The sequence below is a fragment of the Fannyhessea vaginae DSM 15829 genome, assembly GCF_000159235.2.
GTDB classification, from domain to species: domain Bacteria; phylum Actinomycetota; class Coriobacteriia; order Coriobacteriales; family Atopobiaceae; genus Fannyhessea; species Fannyhessea vaginae.
Genome location: NZ_ACGK02000001.1, coordinates 14,673 through 41,208, shown reverse-complemented (window position 1 = coordinate 41,208; position 26,536 = coordinate 14,673). Strand labels below are relative to the sequence as shown.

24 protein-coding genes are annotated in these 26,536 nt (G+C 43.7%); 15 read left to right on the top strand and 9 right to left on the bottom strand.

Annotated features, from left to right (window positions below; genetic code table 11):
* Nucleotides 1–7: 7 nt before the first annotated feature.
* From HMPREF0091_RS00145 to HMPREF0091_RS00120, 6 genes are all read left to right on the top strand, one after another.
* Entirely contained in the window at nt 8–1,084 is a 1,077-nt protein-coding gene (locus HMPREF0091_RS00145; RefSeq protein WP_010240845.1) for an ABC transporter ATP-binding protein, read from the top strand.
* Between the two features lie 52 nt (nt 1,085–1,136).
* Nucleotides 1,137–1,655, top strand: coding sequence for a nitroreductase family protein (locus tag HMPREF0091_RS00140; RefSeq protein WP_006302136.1), 519 nt, complete (start codon nt 1,137–1,139; stop codon nt 1,653–1,655).
* A 127-nt stretch (nt 1,656–1,782) separates the two neighbouring features.
* A complete protein-coding gene (locus tag HMPREF0091_RS00135; protein WP_010240849.1) occupies nt 1,783–2,427 on the top strand; it encodes a GNAT family N-acetyltransferase in 645 nt (214 codons plus the stop codon).
* 120 nt (nt 2,428–2,547) lie between these two features.
* Nucleotides 2,548–3,123 carry a prepilin peptidase gene (locus HMPREF0091_RS00130; RefSeq protein WP_035434523.1) on the top strand — a complete coding sequence of 192 codons (576 nt, stop codon included), beginning with the start codon at nt 2,548–2,550 and terminating at the stop codon, nt 3,121–3,123.
* A 106-nt stretch (nt 3,124–3,229) separates the two neighbouring features.
* Entirely contained in the window at nt 3,230–4,036 is an 807-nt protein-coding gene (locus tag HMPREF0091_RS00125; RefSeq protein ID WP_006302133.1) for a hypothetical protein, read from the top strand.
* A gap of 164 nt (nt 4,037–4,200) precedes the next feature.
* Nucleotides 4,201–5,337, top strand: coding sequence for a coiled-coil domain-containing protein (locus HMPREF0091_RS00120; RefSeq protein ID WP_006302132.1), 1,137 nt, complete (start codon nt 4,201–4,203; stop codon nt 5,335–5,337).
* 216 nt (nt 5,338–5,553) lie between these two features.
* Here the strand turns inward: HMPREF0091_RS00120 and HMPREF0091_RS00115 are convergent, their stop codons facing one another.
* Complete coding sequence (locus tag HMPREF0091_RS00115) at nt 5,554–7,215, bottom strand: C69 family dipeptidase (protein WP_035434521.1); 1,662 nt, start codon at nt 7,213–7,215, stop codon at nt 5,554–5,556.
* Nucleotides 7,216–7,396: 181 nt separating this feature from the next.
* On the opposite strand from HMPREF0091_RS00115, the gene HMPREF0091_RS00110 reads away from it, so the two are divergent.
* Nucleotides 7,397–8,425 carry a 3-deoxy-7-phosphoheptulonate synthase gene (locus HMPREF0091_RS00110; protein ID WP_006302130.1) on the top strand — a complete coding sequence of 343 codons (1,029 nt, stop codon included), beginning with the start codon at nt 7,397–7,399 and terminating at the stop codon, nt 8,423–8,425.
* A gap of 162 nt (nt 8,426–8,587) precedes the next feature.
* On the opposite strand, the gene pflA is transcribed toward HMPREF0091_RS00110, so the two are convergent.
* Genes pflA through pflB form a run of 3 tightly spaced genes read right to left on the bottom strand, consistent with a single transcriptional unit; the run spans nt 8,588 to nt 11,938 of the window.
* On the bottom strand, nt 8,588–9,472 hold the full coding sequence (gene pflA / locus HMPREF0091_RS00105) for a pyruvate formate-lyase-activating protein (RefSeq protein WP_006302129.1): 885 nt from the start codon (nt 9,470–9,472) through the stop codon (nt 8,588–8,590).
* A 24-nt stretch (nt 9,473–9,496) separates the two neighbouring features.
* Nucleotides 9,497–9,766, bottom strand: a complete 270-nt coding sequence (gene grcA3 / locus HMPREF0091_RS00100) for an autonomous glycyl radical cofactor GrcA3 (RefSeq protein WP_369073830.1) — start codon at nt 9,764–9,766, stop codon at nt 9,497–9,499.
* Between the two features lie 15 nt (nt 9,767–9,781).
* Entirely contained in the window at nt 9,782–11,938 is a 2,157-nt protein-coding gene (pflB, locus tag HMPREF0091_RS00095; protein ID WP_006302127.1) for a formate C-acetyltransferase, read from the bottom strand.
* A gap of 319 nt (nt 11,939–12,257) precedes the next feature.
* On the opposite strand from pflB, the gene HMPREF0091_RS00090 reads away from it, so the two are divergent.
* From HMPREF0091_RS00090 to HMPREF0091_RS00055, 8 genes are all read left to right on the top strand, one after another.
* Nucleotides 12,258–13,715, top strand: a complete 1,458-nt coding sequence (locus tag HMPREF0091_RS00090; protein WP_006302126.1) for an MATE family efflux transporter — start codon at nt 12,258–12,260, stop codon at nt 13,713–13,715.
* A 116-nt stretch (nt 13,716–13,831) separates the two neighbouring features.
* Nucleotides 13,832–14,407: a DJ-1 family glyoxalase III gene (locus HMPREF0091_RS00085; RefSeq protein WP_010241974.1), complete on the top strand. Its 576-nt coding sequence runs from the start codon at nt 13,832–13,834 to the stop codon at nt 14,405–14,407.
* 85 nt (nt 14,408–14,492) lie between these two features.
* Nucleotides 14,493–15,194, top strand: coding sequence for an ABC transporter ATP-binding protein (locus HMPREF0091_RS00080; protein ID WP_006302124.1), 702 nt, complete (start codon nt 14,493–14,495; stop codon nt 15,192–15,194).
* Nucleotides 15,195–15,203: 9 nt separating this feature from the next.
* Entirely contained in the window at nt 15,204–18,602 is a 3,399-nt protein-coding gene (locus HMPREF0091_RS00075) for an ABC transporter permease (protein ID WP_006302123.1), read from the top strand.
* 299 nt (nt 18,603–18,901) lie between these two features.
* The gene (locus tag HMPREF0091_RS00070; protein ID WP_006302122.1) at nt 18,902–19,228 is read left to right on the top strand and encodes a thiamine-binding protein; all 327 of its coding nucleotides are present in this window, start codon (nt 18,902–18,904) and stop codon (nt 19,226–19,228) included.
* Nucleotides 19,229–19,320: 92 nt separating this feature from the next.
* Nucleotides 19,321–20,082: an ABC transporter permease gene (locus HMPREF0091_RS00065; protein WP_006302121.1), complete on the top strand. Its 762-nt coding sequence runs from the start codon at nt 19,321–19,323 to the stop codon at nt 20,080–20,082.
* 12 nt (nt 20,083–20,094) lie between these two features.
* Entirely contained in the window at nt 20,095–21,141 is a 1,047-nt protein-coding gene (locus tag HMPREF0091_RS00060) for an ABC transporter substrate-binding protein (RefSeq protein WP_006302120.1), read from the top strand.
* A 164-nt stretch (nt 21,142–21,305) separates the two neighbouring features.
* Nucleotides 21,306–22,205, top strand: coding sequence for an ABC transporter ATP-binding protein (locus tag HMPREF0091_RS00055; protein ID WP_006302119.1), 900 nt, complete (start codon nt 21,306–21,308; stop codon nt 22,203–22,205).
* Nucleotides 22,206–22,273: 68 nt separating this feature from the next.
* On the opposite strand, the gene HMPREF0091_RS00050 is transcribed toward HMPREF0091_RS00055, so the two are convergent.
* The 5 genes from HMPREF0091_RS00050 to dhaK all read right to left on the bottom strand — a co-directional run bounded on the left by HMPREF0091_RS00050 (nt 22,274) and on the right by dhaK (nt 26,522).
* A complete protein-coding gene (locus tag HMPREF0091_RS00050) occupies nt 22,274–23,371 on the bottom strand; it encodes a hypothetical protein (RefSeq protein WP_006302118.1) in 1,098 nt (365 codons plus the stop codon).
* 421 nt (nt 23,372–23,792) lie between these two features.
* Complete coding sequence (locus HMPREF0091_RS00045; protein ID WP_006302117.1) at nt 23,793–24,506, bottom strand: MIP/aquaporin family protein; 714 nt, start codon at nt 24,504–24,506, stop codon at nt 23,793–23,795.
* Between the two features lie 52 nt (nt 24,507–24,558).
* Nucleotides 24,559–24,957 carry a dihydroxyacetone kinase phosphoryl donor subunit DhaM gene (gene dhaM / locus HMPREF0091_RS00040; RefSeq protein WP_006302116.1) on the bottom strand — a complete coding sequence of 133 codons (399 nt, stop codon included), beginning with the start codon at nt 24,955–24,957 and terminating at the stop codon, nt 24,559–24,561.
* 1 nt (nt 24,958) lies between these two features.
* The gene (gene dhaL / locus HMPREF0091_RS00035; RefSeq protein ID WP_006302115.1) at nt 24,959–25,528 is read right to left on the bottom strand and encodes a dihydroxyacetone kinase subunit DhaL; all 570 of its coding nucleotides are present in this window, start codon (nt 25,526–25,528) and stop codon (nt 24,959–24,961) included.
* A gap of 7 nt (nt 25,529–25,535) precedes the next feature.
* Nucleotides 25,536–26,522 carry a dihydroxyacetone kinase subunit DhaK gene (gene dhaK / locus HMPREF0091_RS00030; RefSeq protein WP_006302114.1) on the bottom strand — a complete coding sequence of 329 codons (987 nt, stop codon included), beginning with the start codon at nt 26,520–26,522 and terminating at the stop codon, nt 25,536–25,538.
* Nucleotides 26,523–26,536: the final 14 nt, after the last annotated feature.

The window sequence follows — 26,536 nt, the reverse complement described above, 5'->3', positions numbered from 1 at the left end:
GTATATGATGGCTAAAGAGAAAAAAGGTGTTCGTCTTGAACACGTTTCAAAGATTTATCAAGATCCAAAAACTCATAAAGACTTTTATGCAGTTCACGATGCAAACATTACCATTGAACCAGGAGAGTTTGTAACACTTCTTGGACCTTCGGGTTGTGGTAAAACAACCATCTTGCGTATGATTGCTGGTTTTGAGTCTCCCGATGAGGGCGAGATATTCTTAGCTGATGAGCCTATTAACGAGCTTACGCCTAATAAACGCGATACTGCTATGGTATTCCAAAGCTATGCGCTTTTGCCGCATTACAATATTTTTGACAATGTTGCCTATGGCTTAAAGCTTAGAAATATGGACAAAGAAACCATTAAAGCCAAAGTTGAACACATTTTATCCCTCGTAGGTCTTGAAGGCATGGAAGACCGCAAAACTAATCAGCTTTCTGGTGGCCAGCAGCAGCGTGTTGCCCTTGCTCGCGCGCTTGTAATTGAGCCTGGTGTTCTTTTGTTTGACGAGCCGCTTTCTAACTTGGACGCAAAACTTCGTGTTGATATGCGTACCGAAATCCGTCGTATTCAACAAGAAGCAGGAATTACCGCAATTTACGTTACCCATGACCAGTCCGAAGCTATGGCGCTTTCAGACAAAATTATTGTTATGAAAAAAGGCGTTGTTGATCAAATTGGAGATCCGCGCACCATTTATCACCGTCCGTGCGATGAATTTGTCGCCGACTTTATCGGTGAATCTAACTTCTTACACGGTAAAGTAACCGAAGCCCACGAACAGAGGGGTGTAGCGGTTATAGAGGGTTCACCAGTAAAAATTGCCGATCTTAATGGTAAGCACGTAGACGACGAGATTACGCTGGTATTACGCCCCGAATCGGTACATGTAGCCGATGAAGGCGTGCTTCCCTGCGAAGTAATTCTGTCTCGTTTTATGGGACATTATCAAAATTACCATGTGATGTGTGGCGATACGCTAGTAAAGATCACGGAATTCAACCCAAAGAACAAGCGTATTTATGAAGTAGGAGAAAAGGCATTCATTAAGTTTTCGTCTGACGACGTTCACGCTTTATAAACGTGCAGTGCAAAGGAGTGCCTTGAGCACTCCTTTGTGTTAAGGAGCAGCTATGCAGTCGTTTCTTGAATTAGCACGAGCTCGGTATTCGTGCAGGAGCTTTGACTCAAAACCTGTTGAGAATGAAAAGATAACAAAAATATTGCAGGCGGGGCAGCTGGCACCTACCTGTGTTAACAGGCAACCTTGGCACGCTTGGGTGATACAAGGTGAAAAAGCTCTGAGCCGTGCATACGAAGCCACGCGTTTTAATTTTGACGCCCCTTTGATCATAGCTGTGGGAGCAAAGCCCGGAAGCGGTTGGATGCGTCGTTGTGATGAGCATGATTTTGTGGATGTAGACGCTGCGATAGTGGTTACTCATATGATGCTTGAAGCTCAAGACTTAGGGTTATATAGCACGTGGGTAGGGTATTTTGATCCCAAAGTGCTGGCTGATTCTTTTGAAGAGATGAAGGGTTATCGCATGCTTGCGATGCTTGAGATCGGCTATCCATCAGCTCAAGGCGTGCCATCTGCTCGTCACGAAGAGCGTAAAAGTTTGGATGAGTTGGTGAGCATTATCAAATAGTTAGTGTGTTTTCTTGCACGGTGAACACCACAATCAATATAAAAGCTTTGTGAATATTCATATTTACTTGTAATATACTTAATATTTGCTTCTTATTGCATATTGGCTCATACTCAAAGGACAGGTTATGTCACAACTTGATACCTCGATCATCATTCGCCCTTTTAAGGATATTGATTTTGATGAAGTTGTTAATCTGTGCGTCAGAAAATGGTGCAGTGATATTACGGGTGCATATGACCGTATTATTTTTGGGCGCGTGCTTACCGCTGGCGCGCTGCAGCGTTCGGTGTATACGATGGTTGCCGAAGAAAATGGTAGTGTGATAGGTGTTTGTTTTGGTGGATTAAGTAGCAATAGGAGCATTTCACAAAACTCGTTTTGGCACCGTCGCTTTGAAGACATTATGGTAATTGCGCGCGACCGCGCACGCCGTGGTGGTGTAAAAGTTGAGGATCGTCTTTTTAGTCGTTTAAGAAGCTACACAACGGCGGATGTTTTTATCTCGCTTGGCTATGCAAATTCCGAAGCAGAAATTAACTTATTGATTGTAGATCCTAACCACATGGGCAAAGGTGTTGGCTCGCGATTGTTTGACGATATGACAACACGCTTTAAAGATGCTGGTGCTCGTGGCTTTTTCCTTATTGTAAGTTCGGAATCTGACATTGATTTCTTTGAGCACCGCGGGCTTAACTGTATTCAGGAAAAACAGGGAACCTCGGGCGATAGAGGAAATAGCGTTATTTATTTATATGGGCGTCGTTTGTAACTGCGTTTTGTTCATCTAGAAAGTGCGCCATAGTCATACGGATGTTTAATTTTACAAGATGAGGGTGTAATAACAGCAGGTATAACAGTAGGTAAACATGTGTAGAGTTAGGAAATTGCTGTGAGTGAGCTTTTAGATATCTACCGTTCTTCATCTGCCCATATGCGCGTAGGCGTAGGCATAACCCTTGCGTGCTTACTTGGGTGGCTTTATTTTTTATGGGCATTTACCTGGTATTTTGCGCTCAACGCACTTACAACTTTGTGTTTGGTTGCATGTGCTTTGGTTGATAACAAGTATCGCGTTATTCCGCATACGTTGCTTGTTATACCTGCTTGTATCGGGGTATTTTTTGCGCATCTGAGCTGCTCGCTTTTGACATATGATAGCGCCCCCTTTATATGTTTTATCTTGTGTATTATTTGGTTTGTATTTGCTTATGCAAATCACGACGCAAACGCGGCACCGCTGATAGGCGCTGGTGATATAAAACTTTTACTTGTATTGTCTTTGTATATGACACCGTTGTCCTTTTTGGTTATGTTGGTTATTGCGTGTATAGGCGGTCTGTGTCATGCTGCGCTCATTAGGCAGAAAACGTTTCCATGGGCTCCTTCTATTGTGTTTGCGTGGTATATGGTTATGTATACGCCCTTCTTAAACTATGTGTATATTGCGTTTGTGCAAATATTTTAAGTGGAGGAGCAATTTGATTGCGCTCCAGATACGAAAAAATAGTTGATAATATTAACTAATATGACTATCCTTATGTTCACTTTTACATTTGAACAAAGGAGTTGTAATGGATACAACACTACACAATACAACACCGCATAATGCGACGCTGCACAAACCTATTCACATCTTAAGTCCCGAGATAATAATTAAAATCGTTGGCGTGATAGCTGCATTTTATGGAATGGCAGTACATTGGGAGGGCTTATTTTCGTTTACCTATTTTACAAACTTATCTAATCTTGTTATAGCCACCATTTTGTTATATGCACTTGTGGGTAAATTAACTTGTCTAGTAATGCATGGTGATTGTGCATGTGTAACAGACGCATTGGCACAAGACGCTGCAGGTGGTTGGCGCGTTTTTATACAGAAAACGCTTTCTACACAAGTGTGGTACCGCGTGAAATATATGGCAACTCTGGCAATCACTATTACATTGTTGCTCTATCTGTGCTTTTTGGCTCCAACATCAGATGCTGGTTTTGTGGGCGCATATCTCAATAATCATGCTTCGTCACTCTGCACCCATTTTATTGCTCCTCTGTGCGCTATAGCAGATTTTTTGTTATTTGATCATGGCTTTAAGCCGCAGACTCACGATGTGTTTTGGGCATTGCTTCCACCCTTTGTTTATATCGGATATGTGTGCGTGTTGTCGCTTGTATTTGGTGTGCGCTGGAAAACCGTTATGCTTGCACCATATAATTTTCTAAATTTTGGTGCGCCATGTGGATGGTTTGGCATTGATGTAACCACAGCAAATACCTACACATTAGGAATTGGAGTTTTCTATTTTGTGTGCGTATTCACCTTGATATTTATAGCTATTGGCGTATGTTTTCTTAAAATCGTAGAGCACCGCGCAAAATAGCATAATCGGATGCAAGCTTGGATAAGCACTCATCTTCTATATACGGTTATAAGGAATTGTGAATCTATAAACTTGGGTATGTAGTTGTGTTAGAATATCTGTACATATTCGATAACAAGCTCCTACGAGACATCGTAGCATAAATACAACTAAGGAGTTGGAACTTGGCTATCAAAACGTTTACACGGCGAGAAATTTTGCAGCTGTTTTCTATAACCGCAGCTCTTGCGGCTATGCCTGCTCAGATTGCGTTTGCTGACACACAAGATGACTTAAATGCTGCTCAAAAAAAGCTCGACGAAGTTCAAAAACAACTCGATACCATTGCTTCCCAGTACGAAAAGCTCGTGGGTGAGCAAGAAAAAACATGTGAGCAAATAGAAGATGCGCAGACACAAATAGCCTCTACGCAAGATCAGATCGATAAAAAACAGCAAGAGCTTGATGCAAAAAAAAGTGCGCTTTCAAAACGTGTTTCAAGTGCATATAAGTCTGGCATAGATGGATTTTTATCGGTGCTCTTTTCTTCGTCGTCGCTCGAAGAGCTTTCTTCTAACATTTATTATCTTGATAAAATTTCCGAAAAAGATCGAACGATGATAGAGGAAGTCAATCGTGTTAAGCGTGATCTAGATGATAAAAAGAGCAGTCTTGAAAGTCATAAAGCAGCTCTTGAACAGCTTAAGGAAGAACAAGATAAAGAGCTTACACAAATGACCGCCAAGCAAGATGAGTCTAAACGTGTGCTGGATGGTCTTTCTCAGGATGTAAAAGATCTCATGGCAAAACGCGATGCTGAACTTCAAGCGGCTGCACAGCAGCGCGCGCTTCAAGAGGCTCAGGCTGCAGCTGCTCGTTCAGGAAAACGTACCTATACGTTAAGTGAAGTATCTGGTGAGGTTAATTTAAGCCCTAATTTATCGGGGAGCCAAAAGGCAGTTATTTCGTATGCATATCGAGTAGGTTCGCCGGGTTATGGCTTGTGTGCTATGTGGGTTTCTCAGGTTTTCTCGGCAGCGGGGTTGGGCTATCCTTCAGGTGATGCTTGCGATATGTATTATGCTTGGTGCCATAGCTCCAACAAGAGTGAGCTCAAACCGGGGATGATTATTGCTGTTCCTGCTCATGCAGGAACGCCCGCTGGTAGAATTTATGGCCACATAGGTATTTATGTTGGAAACGGAGAAGTTCGCCACAACATAGGCTCTGTTGCAACGTGGTCTTTGGATCGTTGGATTAGCTATTATAGCTCTATTACAACACCGCGTTGGGGTTGGTGTATGGGGATACCGCTTTCGTAAGGTCGTAGAGTTGTGAGGTTGTAAGGTCGTAATCGCGTGAAGACGCAAGAGTGAAAAGTCGTAAAGCCGCAATCGCGCAAAGGCTAAAAACACGTAAACTCGCAGGCGCGAAATTGTGCACGTTTCATACATTCTTTTTATAACACGCGTTTATCTAACGCACAACAAATTCAACTGCATGCATACTTGGTATGCATGCAGTTTTTTACACGTTTACTAATGGTCGCTTCTGTTAAAGCCGTTTTTCATACCCATAGAAGCGCTATACAACACCTTGTCAAGGGTTGTATCGGTTTCTTGTTTGGTCATATCGGCTATAGCCTGATTGGTTTTTTCTAATACCTCTGTGCAAGCTTCGTACGAGAGTTTTTGATCTTCTACCTGTTTATCGCATTGAAATACTAAACGCCAACCTTGTGATCCAACTGCTTCTTGATAATGCTCAATATGATTGGCGCATGCATTAAAGTGAGCATCTGCCAAAGCTCCAATTAAGCGATTTGCCCAGTAAAAACTTTGGGTATCAACGTGTGCACAGGTGTTATTAAGATATACAGGTGTGCTATTAACATTTGCATAAAAAGGTACCAGCGCATTAAAGGCATTAGATCCATACGCCATCCATTGAAGTGCTTGGCAACCCCGAGGTGCCCATCCACGCAGCTGCAGTGCTGCAAGCTCGCTATTACGGTTAATACCAATAGGGCGATACAAAGAACGCGTTGCAGCTGTTCCCTGTGCTGAATATGGATCAAAAACGGTTCCTTGGTAATGAAGCGAAAGCGAGTATTTAACATCTTCCATGGTGATCTTGCGATCGGGGATAAGGCACCAGGGAATATCGTCACTTTCGGGTTGCCAAGGAGCACATGCAGGATCGGCAAACAGTGACGGAACAAAGTATTTGTGCATACTCCACGCGCGTGGCGTGTTGTAGACGTGGTCGGCATCACTGTGGCTGCCGAAAGCATCGCGCGGATTAAAGATCTCGTGCTTGCAGGCGCAGCTGTCGTCACAAGAGCAATCGGCACAGCATGCATTGTCGTCGCAGTCGCAATCATCGTCGCAGTCGCAATCATCGTTGCAGTTGCACTCATCGCCGCAGTTATCTTCATCACAGCAGCATGCACATTCATCTAAGTTGTCGTCTTTGAGTGTAAGATCAAGGTGATAGGTATCTATCCAGTCTTTAAGATCCGCAGAACACATATACGACTTTTGTTCACCATAAGCATCGGTAAGGTCAAATTCGTCAATTCCCAATTGGTTTGGCATGGTAACATAGGCATCATCAGGCACGCGACGCGCGATCCAGTGATGACCACCTACGGTTTCGAGCCACCATATTTCTTCGGTATCACTAAACGCAATACCGTTCATCTCGTAGGTACCATACGTTTCAAGCAAATGACCTAGGCGCTCTACGCCTTCGCGCGCAGAGTGAATATAGGGAAGAACAAGCGTAACCATGTCTTCTTCGCTAATACCACCGCGGACTTCGGGCGTATAATCAGCGTCTCCTTCTTTACCACATGCCTTCTTAAAGTAAACCAAGGGATCAGCACCTAAAACGCGCTCGTTGGATGTAAGCGTTTCGGTGGCAGTCATGGCTACGTTAGCTTCGTTTACACCTGCTGCAGCCCAGATACCCTCATTTGAAAGCGCATTGGGAACCGCGGTATAACGCATAGGATTATCAGGCAGATCCATTTCAAAATGCGTTAACACCGATTTGTAGTGACGCGGTTGATCCTGCGGTTGTACAACGGTAAAGTTTTTAGGACAAAATTCGCCATTGGGAGAATCTTCGTTACGCGCAATAATAGTTGACCCGTCAAAACTTGCATCTTTACCAACAAGTAAGGTGGTACATGCCATCATAGCCTCCGTTTCTAAGAAAACATTTCATTAAATTATTGTATCTGATTTTGACATAGCATACTATTCATCTTAATCTGTATATATTGTTTTATTTCGTTTTACGCGCTCAAGATAAGGTTAGCACGTCAGCACGCGCGTGTTACAAAAGCTGTTCGCGCGCTCACAAAGGAGTTTTTCTATGTCCATGAATTTTAAACGACGCTTACCTATTCCCAAAGAAATTCGCGAAGAAATGCCGCTCGCCCCTCAAATTGCGGCTCAAAAGCCTGCATTTGATGCAGCTGTAGCAGATGTATTGTGCGGTAAAAGTGAAAAAAAATTGCTCATTATAGGACCGTGTTCTGCCGATAGAGAAGACTCTGTTTTGGAATATGTTGAGCGTCTAGCGCGTGTTGCCGAAGAAGTGCGCGACAAGCTCATTATCATTCCTCGTGTGTATACCAATAAACCTCGTACCAAGGGAACGGGCTATAAAGGTTTGTTGCATAATCCCGATCCCTTAGGTGCGCCCGATCTATTAGGTGGCGTAAAAGCTATTCGCCATATGCATATTAAGGTTGCAGAAACAACTGGCATGTTTACTGCCGATGAAATGCTGTATCCCGAGAACTACCAATATCTTATAGACGTTATTGCATATAATGCAGTTGGTGCGCGCTCAGTTGAAAACCAAGAGCATCGTTTAGTGTCAGCCGGAATTTCAACTCCTGTTGGTATGAAGAATCCAACTGGTGGTTCGTGTTCGGTTATGCTTAATTCCGTTTATGCAGCTCAACAGCCTCAGACATTTATTTTTAGAAATTGGGAGGTTGAAGCAACGGGTAATCCTTTAGCACATGCTATTTTGCGTGGATTTCAGGGATTGGATGGTCGTAATTATCCTAACTATCACTATGAATATCTTGAGCGCCTGTGCGGGCTTTATACCGCAGACACCTATGCTAATCCTGCCGTGGTGATTGATTGCAACCACGATAATTCGGGCAAACGTCCGCTTGAACAAATTCGTATTATTCACGAAGTACTTGATAGTGTACATAGAAACGAAGATATTGCGCGCCTGTTTAAGGGTTTTATGGTGGAGTCTTACCTTGAAGACGGCAATCAGCCTGTTGACGGTGGTGTATTTGGTAAATCTATCACCGATGCTTGTTTGGGTTGGGATAAAACAGCTCGCTTAATTTATAATATTGCAGACCGCCTGTAAGCCATCTTAGGTGTAGATATACCTGCATGTAAAGCACGTATCGCAAGCGTGAGTTAAAAGACAAGTTACAAGTACAAATTAAAGCGTTTACCTCACAACAAAGGTAAACGCTTTTTTCATGGTTGTATCACTAAATCTATAAGTAACGTGTTCTAGGTATTTCTATTGTGCAACACCTGTTGCAACACAAGCCGTTTGCTGCGTCTGCATGCGCGCTTGTGCTTGCGCTGCCTGGGCTGCTCTAAGCGCCATTTTACGCGCCATAAGTCGCTCAGCACGCGCTTTCATAACAATATCTCTAAGTTCCGGTATTTTTGCAGCGTCCATTGAGGGCACGCCTTCAAGTGGATAGGGAATATTGAGGTCTTTGTATTTTGGTACGCCCATCTTGTGATACGGCAATAAATCAAGTCCAACTACATTATCCCAATCGGCGATAATGTAGCCCACGCCTTTAAGCTCGTCCACTTGATCGGTAATACCTGGTACTACAACGTGACGAATCAATACAGGAATATGTCTGCGGCACAGTTCATCACCAAACGCGCGCGGACGCAAATACGTTCCCTTTACCAGCTCCATATGGCCTTTAGGATCTGAGTGCTTGATGTCTAGTAAAACCATATCGGTGTGGTCAAGCAAATCCGACACATATTCGGGATGACGTGGATTAAAGGTAGCGCCCGAGCTATCCAGGCAGGTATGTATACGACCTTTAGGATCTTCGTGCGCTGCTTTGAAAAGTGCTGCAATAAAATTTGGTTGAGCCAAAGGCTCGCCGCCACTTGCCGTAATACCGCCACGACGATAAAAAGGACGGTTGCGGTCATAAACCTTCATTAACTCAGCAACACTCATGCGTTGTCCTGTGTCAAACGCCCACGTTTCGGGGTTGTGGCAATATTTGCACCTAAATGGGCATCCTTGACAAAAAACAACCATACGAGTACCAGGGCCATCTACGGTACCCATGGTCTCTAGAGAGTGAACCCGCCCAACTACCTCGAGCGGGTTCACTGTCTTGTTTATGTTGGTTTGAGCTACCACAAAAACATCTCTTGTTTAGACTTATTAAAGAGCATCGTGGAACGTACGAGAAATAACGTCGTCCTGTTGCTGTTTAGTAAGTGTGGTGAACTTAACGGCATAACCAGAAACACGAATGGTAAGCTGAGGATATTTCTCAGGATGAGCCTGTGCATCAAGCAAAGTGTCTCTGTTGAATACGTTAATGTTCAGGTGGTGACCACCTTTTTCGGCATATCCGTCAATCATGCTGACGAGGTTGTCGACTTGCTCTGTAGATGCTGCCATAGCAACGCTCCTTTCTTGTACACCGATTACACGGTGCGCCCTTTATTTGTTGTCTTCGCATCCTTCTTTTGCACTTGCGTCTGCAGCACATGCGCAATCAGGTTTGTTTTCGATGGTAAAGTCAACCGTTTTAAAGTCGATCTTTGAAACATCGTCTAACTCTTTCATCTCACACATGTCGCACTCACCAAACATGACGTTACCGCTCTTACCCAAAGCAGCTGGAACAATAGAGAAGGTATTTGATATACCATCCTCTGCATCACGGAAGGGAAGTTTAGAAACAGATGCAAGAGATGCAACCGCACCGTGTGTATCACGCTGGTGCATGGGGTTGGCTCCTGGTGCAAATGGAGTTCCTGCGCGACGACCATCAGGAGTATTACCCGTTTTTTCACCGTATACAACATTAGATGTAATAGTTAATACAGAAGTTGTAGAAACTGCATTTCTGTAGCAGTTGAATTTACGTATTTGTTTCATAAAGTATTCAACTACATCGCGAGCAATGCTGTCTACACGGTCATCGTCGTTACCATACTTAGGATAGTCGCCCTCGATCTTGAAGTCGGTAACCAAGCCAGTTTCATCGCGGATAACTTTAACTTTTGCATATTTGATTGCAGAAAGTGAGTCGGCAACAACCGAAAGACCAGCAATACCAGTTGCAAACCAACGGTGAATATGTTCATCATGGAATGCCATTTGAATGCGCTCATAGGCATATTTATCGTGCATGTAGTGAATAACGTTAAGAGCATTAACGTATACGCTTACCAACCAGTAAACCATGTCACGGTATTTTTGAATGACGTCATCGTAGTCCAGATAATCGCCTTCTACAGGACGGAAACGAGGTCCTATCTGCTCACCAGTAATTTCGTCACGACCACCATTGATGGCGTAAAGCAAGCACTTTGCAAGGTTTGCACGAGCACCAAAGAACTGCATTTCCTTACCTACGACCATGGAGCTTACGCAGCAAGCAATTGCATAATCATCGCCGTGGTAAACACGCATAAGGTCATCGTTTTCGTATTGAATTGACGAAGTGGTGATAGAAATCTTTGCGCAATAACGTTTGAACGGCTCAGGAAGACGTGTTGACCAAAGAACAGTTAAGTTTGGCTCGGGGCTTGTTCCCATGTTTTCAAGTGTGTGCAAGAAACGGAAGGAGTTCTTGGTAACCATAGGACGACCGTCTATACCAATACCACCGATGGACTCGGTTACCCATTGTGGGTCACCTGAGAAGAGTGCATTATACTCGGGAGTACGTGCAAACTTAACCATACGAAGCTTCATAACAAGGTGGTCGATAATTTCCTGAACTTCGCTTTCGGTAATGGTACCTTCTTGCAGGTCGCGTTGGGCATAAATATCGAGGAACGTTGACGTACGGCCAAACGACATCGCAGCACCATTTTGCTCCTTAACCGATGCAAGGTATGCAAAGTACAGCCACTGAACAGCTTCTTTGAAGTTCTGAGCAGGTTTTGAGACGTCAAAGCCATACTCGCCCGCCATAACGTTAACTTCTTTAAGGGCGCGAATTTGCTCGGAAAGCTCCTCACGGTGACGAATGGTTTCCTCGTCCATCGTGGTGTGAGTGTTTGCCTTCTCTTCTTCTTTTTCTTCGATCAGGCGATCAAGACCATAGAGTGCAAGACGACGGTAATCACCAATGATACGACCGCGGCCGTATGCATCGGGCAAACCAGTAATAATGTGAGAGTGACGGCAAGCGCGCATCTCAGGTGTGTATACGTCAAAAACGCCCGCATTGTGAGTCTTACGACGGTCAGTGTAGAACTTAACTAGATCAGGATCTACTTCGTAACCATAGCTTTTGCAGGCAGACACTGCCATACGAATACCACCATTAGGCATTAAGGCACGTTTTAATGGCTTGTCTGTTTGCAATCCAACGATTTTCTCGTATGGTTTGTCAATGTATCCTGCTGGGTGGCTGGTAATAGTAGAAACAATCTTGGTATCCATATCAAGAACGCCACCATGTTCACGTTCTTGCTTGAATAAATCCATTACTTCTGCCCAAAGCTTAGTGGTAGCTTCGGTAGGACCAGCTAAAAACGATTCATCTCCTTCATAGGGAGTGTAGTTTTTTTGGATGAAGTCGCGAACATCAATAAGATGTGTCCACTCTCCACCAGTAAATCCACGCCATGCCTCTTTCATTGGACACGCTCCTTGCTCGTATGTTACTTAACTCTACTTAATTTACCAAAAATCGACTGCAATATTACACACAATAGCCGAGTGGTTTTAGAAAATGAGTTTTCTGATGGTAAAATCGTGAGTAACATAATCCGACAGATTAAATATATATTGTATACAAAAACACAAAATTTTTATGAGAAAAGTTCAAATATTTTTTGTCTGTCAAATAATTATCAAGTCATGATAGACTTATTACAGGTAAACGTATTACTAAGATAAGATATACAACACATGTTCCGCACAACGCGTATGCTAGGTGCGAAAGGATTTTAAAACAATGCAGGGTAAGAGTGAAGACTTATATACAAAACATCCACATGAAAAAAATATAGATGATAAGCCATTCACGGAAAGCGTACTTGCGCAAAATGAGTTAGACGAGTATAATTCCAAAAATTTTCAAAAGTCGCACGAGCTTTTTATTACCTATCATCCGTGGAAACTCTTTTGCATTGCGGCAATTCCTGGAGCTTTGAGCATGCTTTCTTCGGCAATTTACGAAATTGCTGACGGTATTTTTGTAGGACAGATTCTAGGTGAAGAGGCGTTTGCGGCAATCAATTTAGCCATGCCATTTGTTATTATGCTATTTGCATTTGGCGATATGGTGGGAGTTGGTTCGTCTGTTCCTATTTCAATTAGCTTAGGTGAAGGAAACACACGCCGCGCAAATAATATTTTTACTTGCGGTATTTTGATGATTTTAGCTGGCGGTGCGCTCATTGGTACGCTCTTTTGGTTTTTAGCGCCAGCGCTTATGGAACTGATGGGTGCATATGGAACGCTGCGTGATATGGCAGCCGATTATTTGCGGATGTTTGCTCTGTTTGCGCCCTTAGGCACCATTTTGTTTGCGGTTGATAATTATCTACGTATATGTGGCAAGGTTAAAAGCAGTTTTGCACTTAACGCGTTTACCTCACTTTTTGGCTGCGTTTTAGAATTTTCTATGCTTTATTTTTGGCATTTAGGTACCCTTGGTGCAGCACTTGCATTTTCAATTGCAATAAGCGTGGGCTCTTTGTGTGCGCTCATTCCTTTTATGGCCAAAAAAATGTTACTTCAATTTGTTAAGCCACAATTCTCGTATGCACTGCTTAAAGAAATTGTTCAAAGTGGAACACCTGCGTTCTTAAACGACGTAGCAGGGCGTGTGACCGTTATTTTCTTGAATGTAGAGTTGATGATAGCAGGAGGAACTGCCGCTGTATCGGTCTACGGTTTTTTGATCTTTGCAGGAAGTTTTATTTATCCTTTGATTTATGGAATCTGCGACGCTTTGCAACCTGCCGTAGGCTACAACTGGGGCGCGCGCCGCTACGATCGTATTAAACAGATCGAAAAGTACGTATTTTCAACGGTCTGTGCTATTGCGCTGCTGCTCGCCGCTATTATGGCAGTGTTTCCCGATGAATGCGCGCGTTTATTTATGGTTGATGTTTCACAAGACATACTGGTTATGTCACGCGATGCATTTAGATTCTATGCGCTTTCATATGTGTTTCGCTGGTTTCCGCTTGCCTGTGGAAGCTTGCTTACCGCGGTCGAAAAAACCAAACTTGCGTCACTGTTGTCATTTTGTATGGTCACGTTGTTGCCGCTTGTGGTGCTGTTTGCGCTTAAGCCGCTTGGCCTATTGGGGCTGTGGCTTAACGCTCCTGTTTCGGCAGGTATTGCAGCCTTGATTTCAATATGGATTCTAATTGTGTTTAGACGCGAACTTCATTTGGAGTAATACCATAGAGGTAAATAAAACTTGTTACGAGTATATTTGTTTGTGACAAGTGAGCGTGTAATAGATGTGCGTGTCTGTTTATGCGCACCTTTATACTAAGAGTATGGGAGGACAATATGTCAAAAACTCAACCGCGTGTAGCTCTCTTTTTGGCGCCAGGTGTCGAGGAATGCGAAGCACTTGTTATCTATGATTTGTTATTTAGAGCCTCTATTGCGTGCGACAAAATTGCCGTTGCACCTACGCGCAGCGTTGTATCTTCTCATAACGTAGAGCTTACCTGCGATTACGCCTTAGATGATCCAGATTTTTCGTTTGATAATTACGATTTACTTTTCTTGCCCGGAGGCCTTCCAGGAACCACAAATCTGCAAGAAAACAAAAAGCTCTGTGACGCAGTGGTAAATCATCACAAGCAGGGCAAGCTTTTGGCAGCAGTTTGCGCTGCTCCTTCGGTATTTGCACGCTTGGGATTGCTTGAGAATAAGCGTGCAACGTCTAATCCTGGTTTTCAGGATGTTTTGCGCGAGTTTGGCTCTGTTGTTGTGCAAGATAGCTATGTTAAAACGGGTAACATTTTTACCAGTAAAGGGCTTGGTACGTGCATTGATTTAGGCTTGGCGCTTATTGAAGAATTAGCTGATCACGATACCATGGAAAAAGTTAAGCAAGGTATTGTGTATATGCACTAACAGGTTTATCTTCGGTGGGAGCGTGTGTATGCTTGCTGTATAAAGCAGCAAAGCGTGTACGCTGAGCACATAAGGAGTGTGCGCGGTGGCATTTGTTGAGTTCAAAGATGTTTCTAAAACCTATCATATGGGCGATTGCGAAGTTCATGCAGTTCATCATATGAACTTTACTATGGAACAAGGCGAGCTTGTGGTCATCGTTGGTGCTTCTGGTGCAGGTAAAACAACCGTTTTGAATATGCTCGGTGGCATGGATTCTCCAACCGAGGGAAGCATTTTACTTGCGGGTAAACAAATTAGTGGACTCAATGCGCGCGAGCTTACTCTGTATAGAAGACATGCTATTGGTTTTGTGTTTCAGTTCTACAATTTAGTTCAAAACCTCACAGCACTCGAAAACGTAGAGCTTGCCAGTCAAATTTGTAAACATCCTTTACCAGCTGCAGATGTGCTCAAACAAGTTGGCCTCGAAAAACGTATGCACAATTTTCCGGCGCAACTTTCTGGTGGTGAGCAGCAGCGTGTGGCTATTGCCCGCGCGCTTGCCAAGAATCCTCAGCTGCTCTTATGTGATGAACCTACGGGTGCCCTTGATTATGTAACGGGCAAACAGATTCTTAAATTGTTACAAGACACCTGTATTAATACAGGAAAAACGGTTGCCATTGTTACGCATAACAGCGCGTTTACCGAAATCGCGCATCGCGTTATTCATGTTCACGAGGGGAGTGCGCAGTCTATAGAAATACACGATCACCCTCGTGATGCTCTCGATGTTGAATGGTAAGGTGATGAAGTGCTCAAAAGAATTGCGCCGCTTCTTCACCAAACTTTGCGGTCCATACATACCACGTTCAGTCGTTTTTTGGCTATTGTTGCGATAGTTGCCTTAGGCACGGGTTTCTTTGCTGGACTTATGATGACAGGTCCCGACATGCGACAGGCCATGGATACCTATTACGACGATAACCACGTTTGGGATATACGCCTCATTTCAACGCTTGGTTTTTCTAACGACGATATTCATCAATTTGACGATGTAGAAGGTGTGCGTGCTTGCATGCCCAATCATACGGTTGACGCTATTGCACGTATGAATGATACGCAGGTAGCGGTGCGCGTTTCTTCGTTTGACACTACGATGGCACAACAATTTGTTGATGGACATACATATGCTGCAAAGGATTCTTCTTTTGATTTTCTTAATCGCTTTCAATTGGTAACAGGAAGACTTCCGCAATCACCTGACGAATGTTTGGCTGCGGCATATGCTCCTCATGCACAATTGAGTGAAGGCGATATTGTTGATATTACCTCGGCAAACGAAGATCTTGATAAAATTTTTTCTACCAGACATTTACGTGTGGTTGGAACCATAACATCTCCTTTATATCCCTACACGCGAAGTTTTGGATCTACAACTATTGGTTCGGGCTCTATTGATCAATATATTTTTGTACCAACATCTACATTTCAGCAGGATTTTCCCTATACCGAGCTGTATATAAGCGTTGAAGGTGCTGATAGTGTTCAAAGTAATAGCGATGCATACAAAAACATCGTAGGTGCTACTAAAGAGCGTCTTGAAGCTCAAAAAGACCGCATGAGCGTGTTTCGCCAGCACGAGGTGCAAGAGCTGGCACAAAGCAAGCTTGACGAAAAAAAGACTGAGTTTGAGCAGCAAAAAAACGAAGCATTTGAAAAGTTAGAAGCTGGCGAATCTGAGCTTGCGCGCAAACATAGCAAGCTGCAGGAATCATGGCGCAAATACACACAAGGTACAAGCAAGTTAAAAGCGTCGCGAGAAGCCTTTGAATCACAAAAAGCTGCCTCACAAAACAAGTTGTCTCAAGCTCAAACGCGTCTTGCCACGCAAGAAAAAACTTTGTTATCAACACTTCGCGCACAAGGGATGGATGTTTCTTCACTTGAGCAAGCTCAAACAGTTTTGCAACAACGCATACAAGACTTTAAGCTCCGCGCGCAAGAAGGGCAAACTACAGGATCTAAGCAGGTTGAGGATGCTGCAACGAAAAAACAGTTTTCAACACTAGATACGCCGCCTTTTGCAAGCGATCGCTCTGCTCAAAACACAAGTTCAAATCGTGTCGCTCGCCTGCACGTGCCTCATGCGCCGTTTTCGCAAGCTGCGTCTTCGTTATCTAAGCAAACTGTATCGCCTGATGAGCAGCTGCAAGGTTTGCAACAAGGGCTTGCAGGGGTACAGCAATTACTTGCAGCAAAAGCAAAGCTACAAGATGAACGCGCTGTGGCAGATAAAAAATTGACTCACGCCGAGCAAGAGCTTGCACAAGCTCAAGCCAAGCTTGATGCGTCGTATGTTCGTCTGCAAGAAGGTCAAAAGAAATATGATGAAGGCGCGCGTGTGCTTGCACAGCGCAAGCAAGAACTCGATGACAAATTTGCTACCGTTCAAAAGCAGCTCGATGATGCACAAGAAACGATTGATACAACCGATCTTCCCGACATATACATTTTAGATAGATCTCAACACGAAGGCGCTGCTATTTACCATGCCGATACCGAGCGCATGGACGCTTTGGCTCGTGTATTTCCTTTTATGTTCTTTTTGGTAGCAGCTCTTGTTTCGCTTACCACTATGACACGCATGGTGGAGGATGAGCGCATACTTATTGGCACCTATAAAGCATTGGGCTACTCTACTATACAAATTGCAACAAAATATTTGGTGTATGCGTTACTGGCTGCTGGTATTGGCTCTGTTTTAGGCGTTGGCGTTTTATGCCAAGTTTTGCCACTTATTATTATGAAGGCGTACTCAGTAATATATGCTATTCCACTGTTGCCACCACCGCTTCCCATAAAAGCCGACGTAGCAGTCTTTTCTGCGGGATTGGGTATAGGCATTACGCTGATTGCAACCATTTGTTCGGTGCTTTCAAGTTTGCGCGAACAGCCTGCTCCGCTTATGCTTCCGCGCGCTCCCAAGGCAGGAAAACGTATTCTTCTTGAGCGTATTCGTCCTTTATGGCGCCGCATTTCGTTTTCGTGGAAAGTAACGCTTAGAAATCTCTTTTTGTATAAAAAACGCTTGTTTATGACCGTTATTGGCATTGCAGGTTGTACCGCTTTATTGCTGGTGGGCTTTGGTTTACATGACGCCATTTGGGATATTATCAACAAACAGTACGTAGATATTACGCATTATCAGATGACGGTTGGTTTAAATGATCATGCCAACGATCTGGATGTGCAGCATGTTAAAGACGTACTTAACCAACATCCAGAAATTGAGCATATCGATCGCGTGCATACAGCACATATGGCAGCAAAAGGCGAAGACGATACACTTTCTTCAACGCATGTAGATGTTGTTGTTCCGCAGTCGTTGGATATTTTTAATAAGTCAATTACGCTTAAAAACCGAATCAGTGGCAAGCAGGTTCCCTTTGATGAGTCAAGCGTTGTTATCAGCGAAAAGCTGGCAACACTTCATCACTTGCGTGTTGGCGATACGCTTGTACTTTTCGACCGCGATAAAGTGGGGAATTCAGTTGGCGCCGGCCATAAACTTACTATTACGGGAATATGCGAAAATTACGTAGGCACTACCGTTTACATTGCACCAACAATTTTTGCCAAGATTTCGTCGTCACCTGTTATGTATGAAACGCTCTTTATTCAAGCGCCCGATCTTAAACCCGGCGAACAGCAACAAAATATTGCCAGTGAGTTGCACAGTTGTGACGATGTTTCGCTTGTTGCGTTTTCAGACGAAACCATTTCTTTATATCGCAATATGATTTCGGTGGTTGATTACGTAGTGGCAGTTCTGATTATTTCTGCCATTTTGTTAGCGTTTATCGTTTTGTATAACCTTACCAACATCAATATCGAGGAACGCTTGCGCGAAATTGCAAGCCTTAAAGTTTTGGGCTTTACCAAGCGCGAAATATATGCGTATATCTTTAGAGAAGTATTTTTGTTGTCGTTATTAGGTGATGTATTTGGTTTGGGTGTAGGTGTATATCTTGAACGCTTTGTAGTGGCAACTGCCGAGGTTGATTATGTGATGTTCAGTAGAACTATTCACCTTGAGAGCTTTGTGATTGCTTTTGTCTTGACGCTGGTATTTACCGGACTTATTGTATTGGTTATGACGCCAAAACTTAATCGTATTGATATGGTTGAATCGCTTAAAAGTGTTGATTAGTGCGTTGCCAAGGTGTATGTAGTGGGATTTTTATTTCCTGTCGTTTTTGTAATTTGCGTGGCACATCAAGTTTATGCGCGCTCACGTGTTCAATTTAAGCTAATCTAAGTTTGGGAGCTTACAGCGAGGTAGGCTGAGAAAGATGCCAGCATCTGACCGTACCTGATCTGGACAATGCCAGCGTAGGAATCATATACAAACACATACGCCTAAGCTTTGGCATAGGCTTATTTTTGCCCTGTATTGGTAATCGATTCCTCGGTAATTGTAAGTGCTATGTTAAGAGAGTTGAGGTTAGTATGGAGTGTTCTGTTGCTATTCAATTTTTACCCATGGACGCCAAAGATGATAAAACAATATGTAAGCAGGTAGATGCTGTAATTGCTTATATTGCTTCGACGGGTGTAAATTATTTTGTTGCTCCTTTTGAAACCACCATTGAAGGCTCTTACGAACAATGCTTAGAAATCGTTAAAAATTGCCCGCTTGTTGGCGCACAAGCTGGCTGCCACTCAATGATGACGTACGTAAAAATCAATTATCATCCTCAAGGCGAAGTGCTTTCAACTGCGCAAAAGTTATCTCCTTATACCCAGCATAATGCAACAACACAGCTTAGCTCGTAAATGCGTACATTCATGCAGGTACTGTATGAGTATACAGACGCACGCACATGTTGTGTATTTAGTATCTATTCCGCACGTCGATTGATAGTAAGATGGAACTTCGTAAGGCGCTCCCAACAAAACAAATCATAATTCCTGTTGTAGTAACGCTGTTGCTCATTTGTATCTGGGAAGCAGCAGTTGATACAGGAGCTATTGCCAACTTTTTACTTCCCAGCCCGCTTCAGGTATTGAGCGCGATGATTCGCGACAAAGACTTGTTGTGTGCTCACGGTATCACAACTATAACCGAGGCAATTTTGGGCTTGTTTTGGGGCTGTGTTTTAGGATTTATTGTTGCAATTCTTATGGATTCCTCACCGCTTATTCATGCGGCACTTAATCCACTTATCACCATTTCGCAAACTATTCCAACTATTGCCATTGCTCCTCTTTTGGTGTTGTGGCTTGGCTACGATTTGTTACCTAAAGTTGTTTTAGTGATTATTACTACGTTTTTCCCTATTACTATCTCGCTGGTTACAGGGTTTGCATCGGTTGACTCGCAAACTATTAACCTCATGAAGATTATGAATGCACGCCCGTGGCAGGTATTTTTGCACGTTAAACTCCCGTGTGCGCTGAGTCACTTTTTTAGTGGATTAAGCATAAGCGCAACTTACGCCATTATCGGTGCCGTTATAGCCGAGTGGTTGGGAGGTATATCGGGGTTGGGTGTGTACATGATTCGTGTTCGTAAGTCGTTTTCTTACGACAAAATGTTTGCCGTCATCTTTTTAACATCGGCACTTTCATTGGTATTGATGGGTGCGGTTCGCGCACTTGAACATATATGTATGCCTTGGAAAAGGTAGAAAGGAAGTAGTATGGCTTCTCAATTAACTCGTCGTGCATTTATTGGAACAGCAGGTGCGGCATTTGCGGGCTTTTCGCTGTTTGGATGCTCTCAAAATAGCGCGTCTTCAGGCGATTCAGATAACAATGAATCTAAAAAACTCACCAAGATTACGTTTTGTTTAGACTATACGCCCAATACTAACCATACAGGCATATATGTTGCACAACAAAAAGGTTACTTTAAAGATGCAGGCATTGATATCGAAATTGTGCAGCCTGCAGAAGATGGAGCCGAGGCTATGATCGGCTCTGGCCAAGCGCAGTTAGGTATTAGTTACCAAGACTTTATTGCCAATACGCTTGCAAGTGATAATCCTGTTCCTATCGAGGCTATTGCAGCCATTATTCAACACAATACATCAGGTATTATGAGCAGAAAAGAAGACGGTATTACTTCGCCTAAATTTATGCAAAATCATACCTATGCAACTTGGAACATGCCTATTGAACAAGCTACGGTAAAACATGTTGTAGAAAAAGACGGCGGAGATTTTTCAAAGATTAAGATGGTTCCTGCCGATGCTACAACCGATGAAGTTCAAGGGCTTAAAGCAAAATTGTATGATTGCGTGTGGGTGTTTGAAGGCTGGGGTGTTCAAAACGCTCATGTTCAAAATTATGACATCAATTATTTTGCGTTTAACGACATGGATGAAGTGTTTGATTTTTATACACCGGTGCTTGCAGTTAACAGTAATTTTGTACAAGAAAGTGAAGATAATCGCAGCTTGGTACAAAATTTTGTAGAAGCTTGCAGTCAGGGTTACACGGACGCAGTTAAAGATCCTGATGGAGCAGCACAAATTTTGTGCGACGCTGTTAAAGAGCTTGATCCGGCACTGGTGCGCGAAAGTCAACATTTTCTTTCTAAAAAGTATATTGACGATGCGAAGAGATGGGGCATTATCGATCCTGTACGTTGGTCAAGATATTTCCAATGGCTTAATGACAACAAGCTTGTAAATAACCCAATTGATGTTAATAAAGGTTTTAGCATGGAATATATCACATATTAAGAGGTTACGCGCTTACTGGCACATCTATAATTATGAGGTGTGCCAATGCGCGATTTGGGCATGCTTAAACGTCTGTATATGCTCTATTGCCGCGTACGGGCTTGCACAAAGAGTCTTTGCTTTTGCACATAAAATTGTGCTTGTATAGCTAAGTTGGATTGTATATGAATGAACAAACAGATATGCCTACACTTATGGCACAACACATGTATCTTTCGTGGCAGCAGGTGCCGTCTGTAGAGCACAAACATACGTTATTTTCTGGTTTTAATCTTAACGATCATCAAAAGAGAGCAACATGTGATGAGCGTCTATGGAGTTCGGTGGTTGTTGCGGATATAACCATGTCTGTTAAAAAAGGCGAGCTTGTGTGTTTGGTGGGAAGATCGGGCTGTGGTAAAACAACCATTTTACATGCGCTATCAGGACTTATGAAACCTGTGATGGGGCAGGTGTTTTTTCATGGAACAGATATTACAGGACGCCCTGGTCATGTTTCTTACATGTTCCAAAAAGATTTGCTTTTGGAACATAAACGTATTATTGATAATGTTTGCCTTCCACTTACTTTGCGCCGTGTTGTGCAAGCAGAAGCATACGGTCAAGCGCAGCCACTTTTTGAGCGCTTTGGCTTGGCGGGTTGTGAATATAAGTGGCCACACGAGCTTTCGGGCGGCATGCGCCAGCGTGCCGCATTTTTGCGCACCTATCTTATGGGAAGCGATTGTATTTTGCTGGACGAACCTTTTTCGGCACTTGATGCGCTTACGCGCGTTGCCATGCGGAATTGGTATTGTGATATTGCGCACGATTTAGGCATTGCAACGCTTGCGATTACGCACGATGTAGACGAAGCTGCTACTATGGCATCACGCGTGTACGTATTAGGACATATGTCCAAAAAAACGCAGCGTACTCTTCAAAATCAACAGGTACCCACTACGGCGCATACTATAGTTGGTGAGGTTCATGTTCCTACGCACGATGTATCAATGCACGCCGATGCTTTTGCGCTTACCCCCGAATTTCTATCATGCAAAAAAGAGATACTATCGCTTCTGTAGCTGGGTCGAATGCCTGCTATGTGCTTGTTAGATGCACAGACGCTTTACTTGAGTAGACGCTTTACTCATTAGTTTTCGTTAGTGTCTGTTGATGATTTTTGCTGTGTGTCATTTGGTTGGTTATTGGCGTTATTGTCTTTCTTCTCTTGTCCAGAAACAGATGTACCACCTTGAACGGTGCCTTCATGTTTCTGATGAGTAGCGGTGGGTTCATTGGTATTTTTTTGGCCGCCTGTGTCTGATTCGGTGTTGGTATCCGTGGTATCTTTTTGTCCTTCGTTTTCACTATCTTGCTGGTTTTGAGCATTTTGAGTGGTAGAAGTGCCTTTATTTTGTTTAGGAGATGCATTATCGCGTTTTTGCGCAATTGTTTCGTCTTTTTTAGGCAATGATCCTTGTTTATCTTGTATGTTGTGTACTTGAGGTGCTGGGGTAAAGACTTGTTTTGAGCCAATGCCTTCGCCGTGCGTTGCAAACATGACAACAGCTGCGTAAATTCCAACGCATGCAAGCGCAGCTAGAGTACTCAACGCACCAACAAGTATCAATCGTTTTCTTGCTTGCTGTGACGCTGCCAGTCTTAAGGATTGTGGAGCAAGTCGTAAATTATAGTGTTGGGCGTTATGTTCTGGTGTCTGTGTGCCTGCATGTGGTGTTTGAGCCGGAGCTTGCGTGCGCGCTTGCTGTAGGCGCGCTTGTTCTTGCTGATCCTGTTGTGCTTTAAGTTTTTCACCAGTAGCGGTTAATACTGAACTACATACTTGTGATGCAAGAGCCGATGCTGCGGCAGCAATACCTACACCTATAATCGAACCTGTAAGGCCTATCTGAGAAGAAAGTACAAAAGACGTAAGAGAAGCAAGCGTACTTGCAACAATGGCAACAAACGATATATCGTTGAGCACGCCTTTTTTAGTATGTGGCTGCTGATTTTGTTTCTGATTTGTAATAGACGGCACGTGTTCTGCAATGTTAGTGGTCTGATTTAAGTTATTTTGCTGCACATCATACGCGCTTTGTTTTTGTTGATGAGTGGAATACATTGTTTGTGTTGGTTGATACGTTGAGTATGATGCTTGCTTTTGCTGTTGGTGTGTAGACGCAGCTTGTGTTTTCTGATATATGTCTATAGGAAGCTGTGTTTGTTGAAGCTGCTGTTTGTCCATGTATATATCCTTTGTTTGCTATGTCCTCTTTGAAATATATCCCTAAATATTCGCATGCAAACAAAGACAATAGAAGTGTCACATGATAAGCATGAAATTGTATACATTTTGCAAATTTTAGTATAAATAAGTATCAAGGCATAAAGTCATATTAAGAACAGAAAAGCTGGGTGTAGCTTTCTAGTAAATACTGCACTCCATGGGAATGCGACCGCCAAAAATACGCCCAAATGTCCATACGCCTAAATTCCATAAAAATGCACTGCCCTACACCTATGGTAGCAAGGCAGTGCAAACTTTGGTGCAGCTAAAACTTAAGCCACAAACTCAAATGAAATTAAAGTAGAGGTACACCTATCGTAAGAGCCGCAACCAAAGCAAAGGTTACAACGAACATGTAGATAGGACCAATAAGTTCAGCCTACATAAGCGTTAAAAATGCCTGATACAACAATGCTCCGCAAACGCCGCCTACGATTGGGCCAACAACAGGGATCCATGCATAACCCCAGTCGGAGTCACCTTTGTTTGTGATAGGTAAAATGGCGTGCATAATACGAGGACCGAGGTCTCGAGCAGGGTTAATAGCATAACCAGTTGTTGCACCAAGAGAAAAACCAACAACGATAACTACCAAACCAACAACAATAGGACCAAGGCCGCTCGCAAGGTTGTTTGGGCCTAATGCCATAACGCAAATAACCAGTACAGCGGTGCCAAGTGCCTCGTCAAGTACGTTAGACCAGGTGTGTCTAATGGCAGGAGCAGTTGAGAAGCAACCCAAGATAGTGGGAGCGTCTTTGGTTTCTTTCCAGTGTGGGTAGTAGTGCAGCCACACTAAAGTAGCACCAGCAGCTGCGCCAAGTGTTTGCGCAAGAACAAAGCTGGGTACTTGCTCAACAGGAAACATACCAGCGGCGGCAAGTGCAATAGTTACTGCAGGATTTAAGTGACCAGGACATACAACACCTGCAATATATACGGCAATGGTTACTGCAACACCCCAGCCAAGGACTATTGCTGTCCAGCCAGTTCCTTCCTCTTTTGTTTTGTGCAAGATGTTACCTGCTACAACGCCGTTACCAAGCAACACCATGATCATAGTGCCAAAAAATTCACCAATAAGAGCATTCATACGTGCCTCCTTTTAGCAATTACACCTAACTATTCATCTCATTTCAACGAGATTATTTGGTAATTTTGAGGGGTTCTAACTCGTCTAAGACTTCGCTAAGCGCAGCGCCTGCCTGGATTAACACAGCTGCGGCAAACGTACCCTCAACAATAGGAACTGGCTGCATAAGTACTTTTTTTGTACACGTTTCGCACGCAAGCTCCAAGTTGAGCTTTGCGCTTCCCAAGTCATAAAATGCAAGCAGCGTATCAGCGGTATTTTCTTCGATAGCTCCTAAAACCACATCAAACGTACTTCCAATGTCACCGTCTGCCGTACCGCCACAATAGGTAATACTTACATCATGGGCAACCTGATCCACCAGCTTTTTTACGCCGAGTGCAATTTCGGGTACGTGCGAAACAATAACGATACCAACGCTGCCAGTGCCTTGTGTATCTGTTGTGCTCATACTACACTCCTTGCTCAAGAAGGGCGCAAAAGAGCATGCCAGATGAAGCCGCGCCAGGATCGATATGGCCGCACGAGCGCTCGCCGGTGTATGAAGCACGACCCTTCGTTGCGCGCAAAGGTGCAGTAGCGTCTACCAGAGCTTTAATACTGTCGCAGCTAAGTTCACCACGGCGCAGCTGTTCAATGGCTGGGCTCCAAAAATCAACCATGGTTTTTTCTCCCAGCTCGGCATGACCACGCTTTTGGATTTGATCAAGCCCGCACTGCAACATGTCGGGAAGACTATCGTTTGCATGCATACTCATGCCCAAAAATGCCGAACCGTACAGAGGACCTGATGCACCACCAACGTGGCTCAGAAGTTGCATTGCACACAGTTTAAGGGCTTCGGCTGTTGTTTTAGGTGGTTTTTCTTCAAGTGCTTTGCGCACAAACTCCATGCCACGCGCCATGTTTGCGCCATGATCGCCGTCACCAATGGGGGTGTCAAGGTCGGTAAGGTAGGTTTTGTTTTCTTGAATTTTTTTATCAAAGGCTAAAAGCCACTTTACAGTTACTTGAGTTTCCATGTTATCACTACCAAGCTGGTGTATTAACAGGTGCGTTAAGCGCCTTAACGTCGTTATCGGTTACCTGCATAAGGGTAAGCGATAAGCCCGCCATATCAATAGATGTCATATAGTTGCCAAGTTTCTTAAATGCAACTTCAATGCCTTTTTCGGCTAAAAGTTCTTCAACATCGTGAGCAAAAATGTATTGTTCCATAAGTGGAGTAGCACCCATACCATTAACAAGAAGAGCAACTTTTTTATTGGTATCCCAATCAAAGCTTTCATACAGTTTTCCAAAGAGCTCTTGTGCAAAGGTTTTGGACGGAGCCATCGCATCGCGCTTGTAACCAGGCTCACCGTGAATACCAATACCAAACTCAATTTCGTCTTCGTCCAAAACAAAGCCAGGTTTTCCAGCCTCAGGCACGGTTGCACCTGAAAGTGCTAAACCAATGGTGTGAATACGTGGAACAATGTCGTCGGCAAGCGCTTTGATCTCCTCAAGCGTGCAACCACGACGTGCCGCGTCGCCTAAAATTTTATGCACAAAAATGGTTCCTGCAACGCCGCGGCGCCCTTGTGTGTACAAACTGTCTTCAACAGCAATATCGTCGTCTACAACAACGCTTGCTACCCTGATATCTTCGGATTCGGCAAGCTCTTGTGCCATCTCAAAGTTCATGATATCGCCTGAGTAGTTTTTGATAACCATAAATACGCCCGCACCCTCATCTGCCTGGCGGATTGCCTCCAAAATTTGGTCGGGCGTAGGAGATGTAAACACGGCACCACATACAGCACCAGAAAGCATGCCTTCACCTACAAACCCTGCGTGAGCAGGCTCGTGACCCGAGCCACCACCCGAAATAATACCAACGTGACCTTGCTTTTCAGCGCGGCGCATAATAACGTCAAAACCTTCTGCACGGCGTAATACATCGCTGTGAATAAAGGTGAGGCCTTGCAACATCTCATCTACAACGGTAGTGGGATCGTTGATAATCTTTTTCATGGCTACCAACCCTT

Coding starts and splice junctions, on each gene's coding strand:
- HMPREF0091_RS00145 (WP_010240845.1), top strand. CDS start 8: ATGGCTAAAGAGAAAAAAGGTGTTCGTCTTGAACACGTTTCAAAGATT.
- HMPREF0091_RS00140 (WP_006302136.1), top strand. CDS start 1,137: ATGCAGTCGTTTCTTGAATTAGCACGAGCTCGGTATTCGTGCAGGAGC.
- HMPREF0091_RS00135 (WP_010240849.1), top strand. CDS start 1,783: ATGTCACAACTTGATACCTCGATCATCATTCGCCCTTTTAAGGATATT.
- HMPREF0091_RS00125 (WP_006302133.1), top strand. CDS start 3,230: ATGGATACAACACTACACAATACAACACCGCATAATGCGACGCTGCAC.
- HMPREF0091_RS00115 (WP_035434521.1), bottom strand. CDS start 7,215: ATGGCATGTACCACCTTACTTGTTGGTAAAGATGCAAGTTTTGACGGG.
- HMPREF0091_RS00110 (WP_006302130.1), top strand. CDS start 7,397: ATGTCCATGAATTTTAAACGACGCTTACCTATTCCCAAAGAAATTCGC.
- pflB (WP_006302127.1), bottom strand. CDS start 11,938: ATGAAAGAGGCATGGCGTGGATTTACTGGTGGAGAGTGGACACATCTT.
- HMPREF0091_RS00090 (WP_006302126.1), top strand. CDS start 12,258: ATGCAGGGTAAGAGTGAAGACTTATATACAAAACATCCACATGAAAAA.
- HMPREF0091_RS00085 (WP_010241974.1), top strand. CDS start 13,832: ATGTCAAAAACTCAACCGCGTGTAGCTCTCTTTTTGGCGCCAGGTGTC.
- HMPREF0091_RS00070 (WP_006302122.1), top strand. CDS start 18,902: ATGGAGTGTTCTGTTGCTATTCAATTTTTACCCATGGACGCCAAAGAT.
- HMPREF0091_RS00065 (WP_006302121.1), top strand. CDS start 19,321: ATGGAACTTCGTAAGGCGCTCCCAACAAAACAAATCATAATTCCTGTT.
- HMPREF0091_RS00060 (WP_006302120.1), top strand. CDS start 20,095: ATGGCTTCTCAATTAACTCGTCGTGCATTTATTGGAACAGCAGGTGCG.
- HMPREF0091_RS00055 (WP_006302119.1), top strand. CDS start 21,306: ATGAATGAACAAACAGATATGCCTACACTTATGGCACAACACATGTAT.
- HMPREF0091_RS00050 (WP_006302118.1), bottom strand. CDS start 23,371: ATGGACAAACAGCAGCTTCAACAAACACAGCTTCCTATAGACATATAT.
- HMPREF0091_RS00045 (WP_006302117.1), bottom strand. CDS start 24,506: ATGAATGCTCTTATTGGTGAATTTTTTGGCACTATGATCATGGTGTTG.
- dhaM (WP_006302116.1), bottom strand. CDS start 24,957: ATGAGCACAACAGATACACAAGGCACTGGCAGCGTTGGTATCGTTATT.
- dhaL (WP_006302115.1), bottom strand. CDS start 25,528: ATGGAAACTCAAGTAACTGTAAAGTGGCTTTTAGCCTTTGATAAAAAA.
- dhaK (WP_006302114.1), bottom strand. CDS start 26,522: ATGAAAAAGATTATCAACGATCCCACTACCGTTGTAGATGAGATGTTG.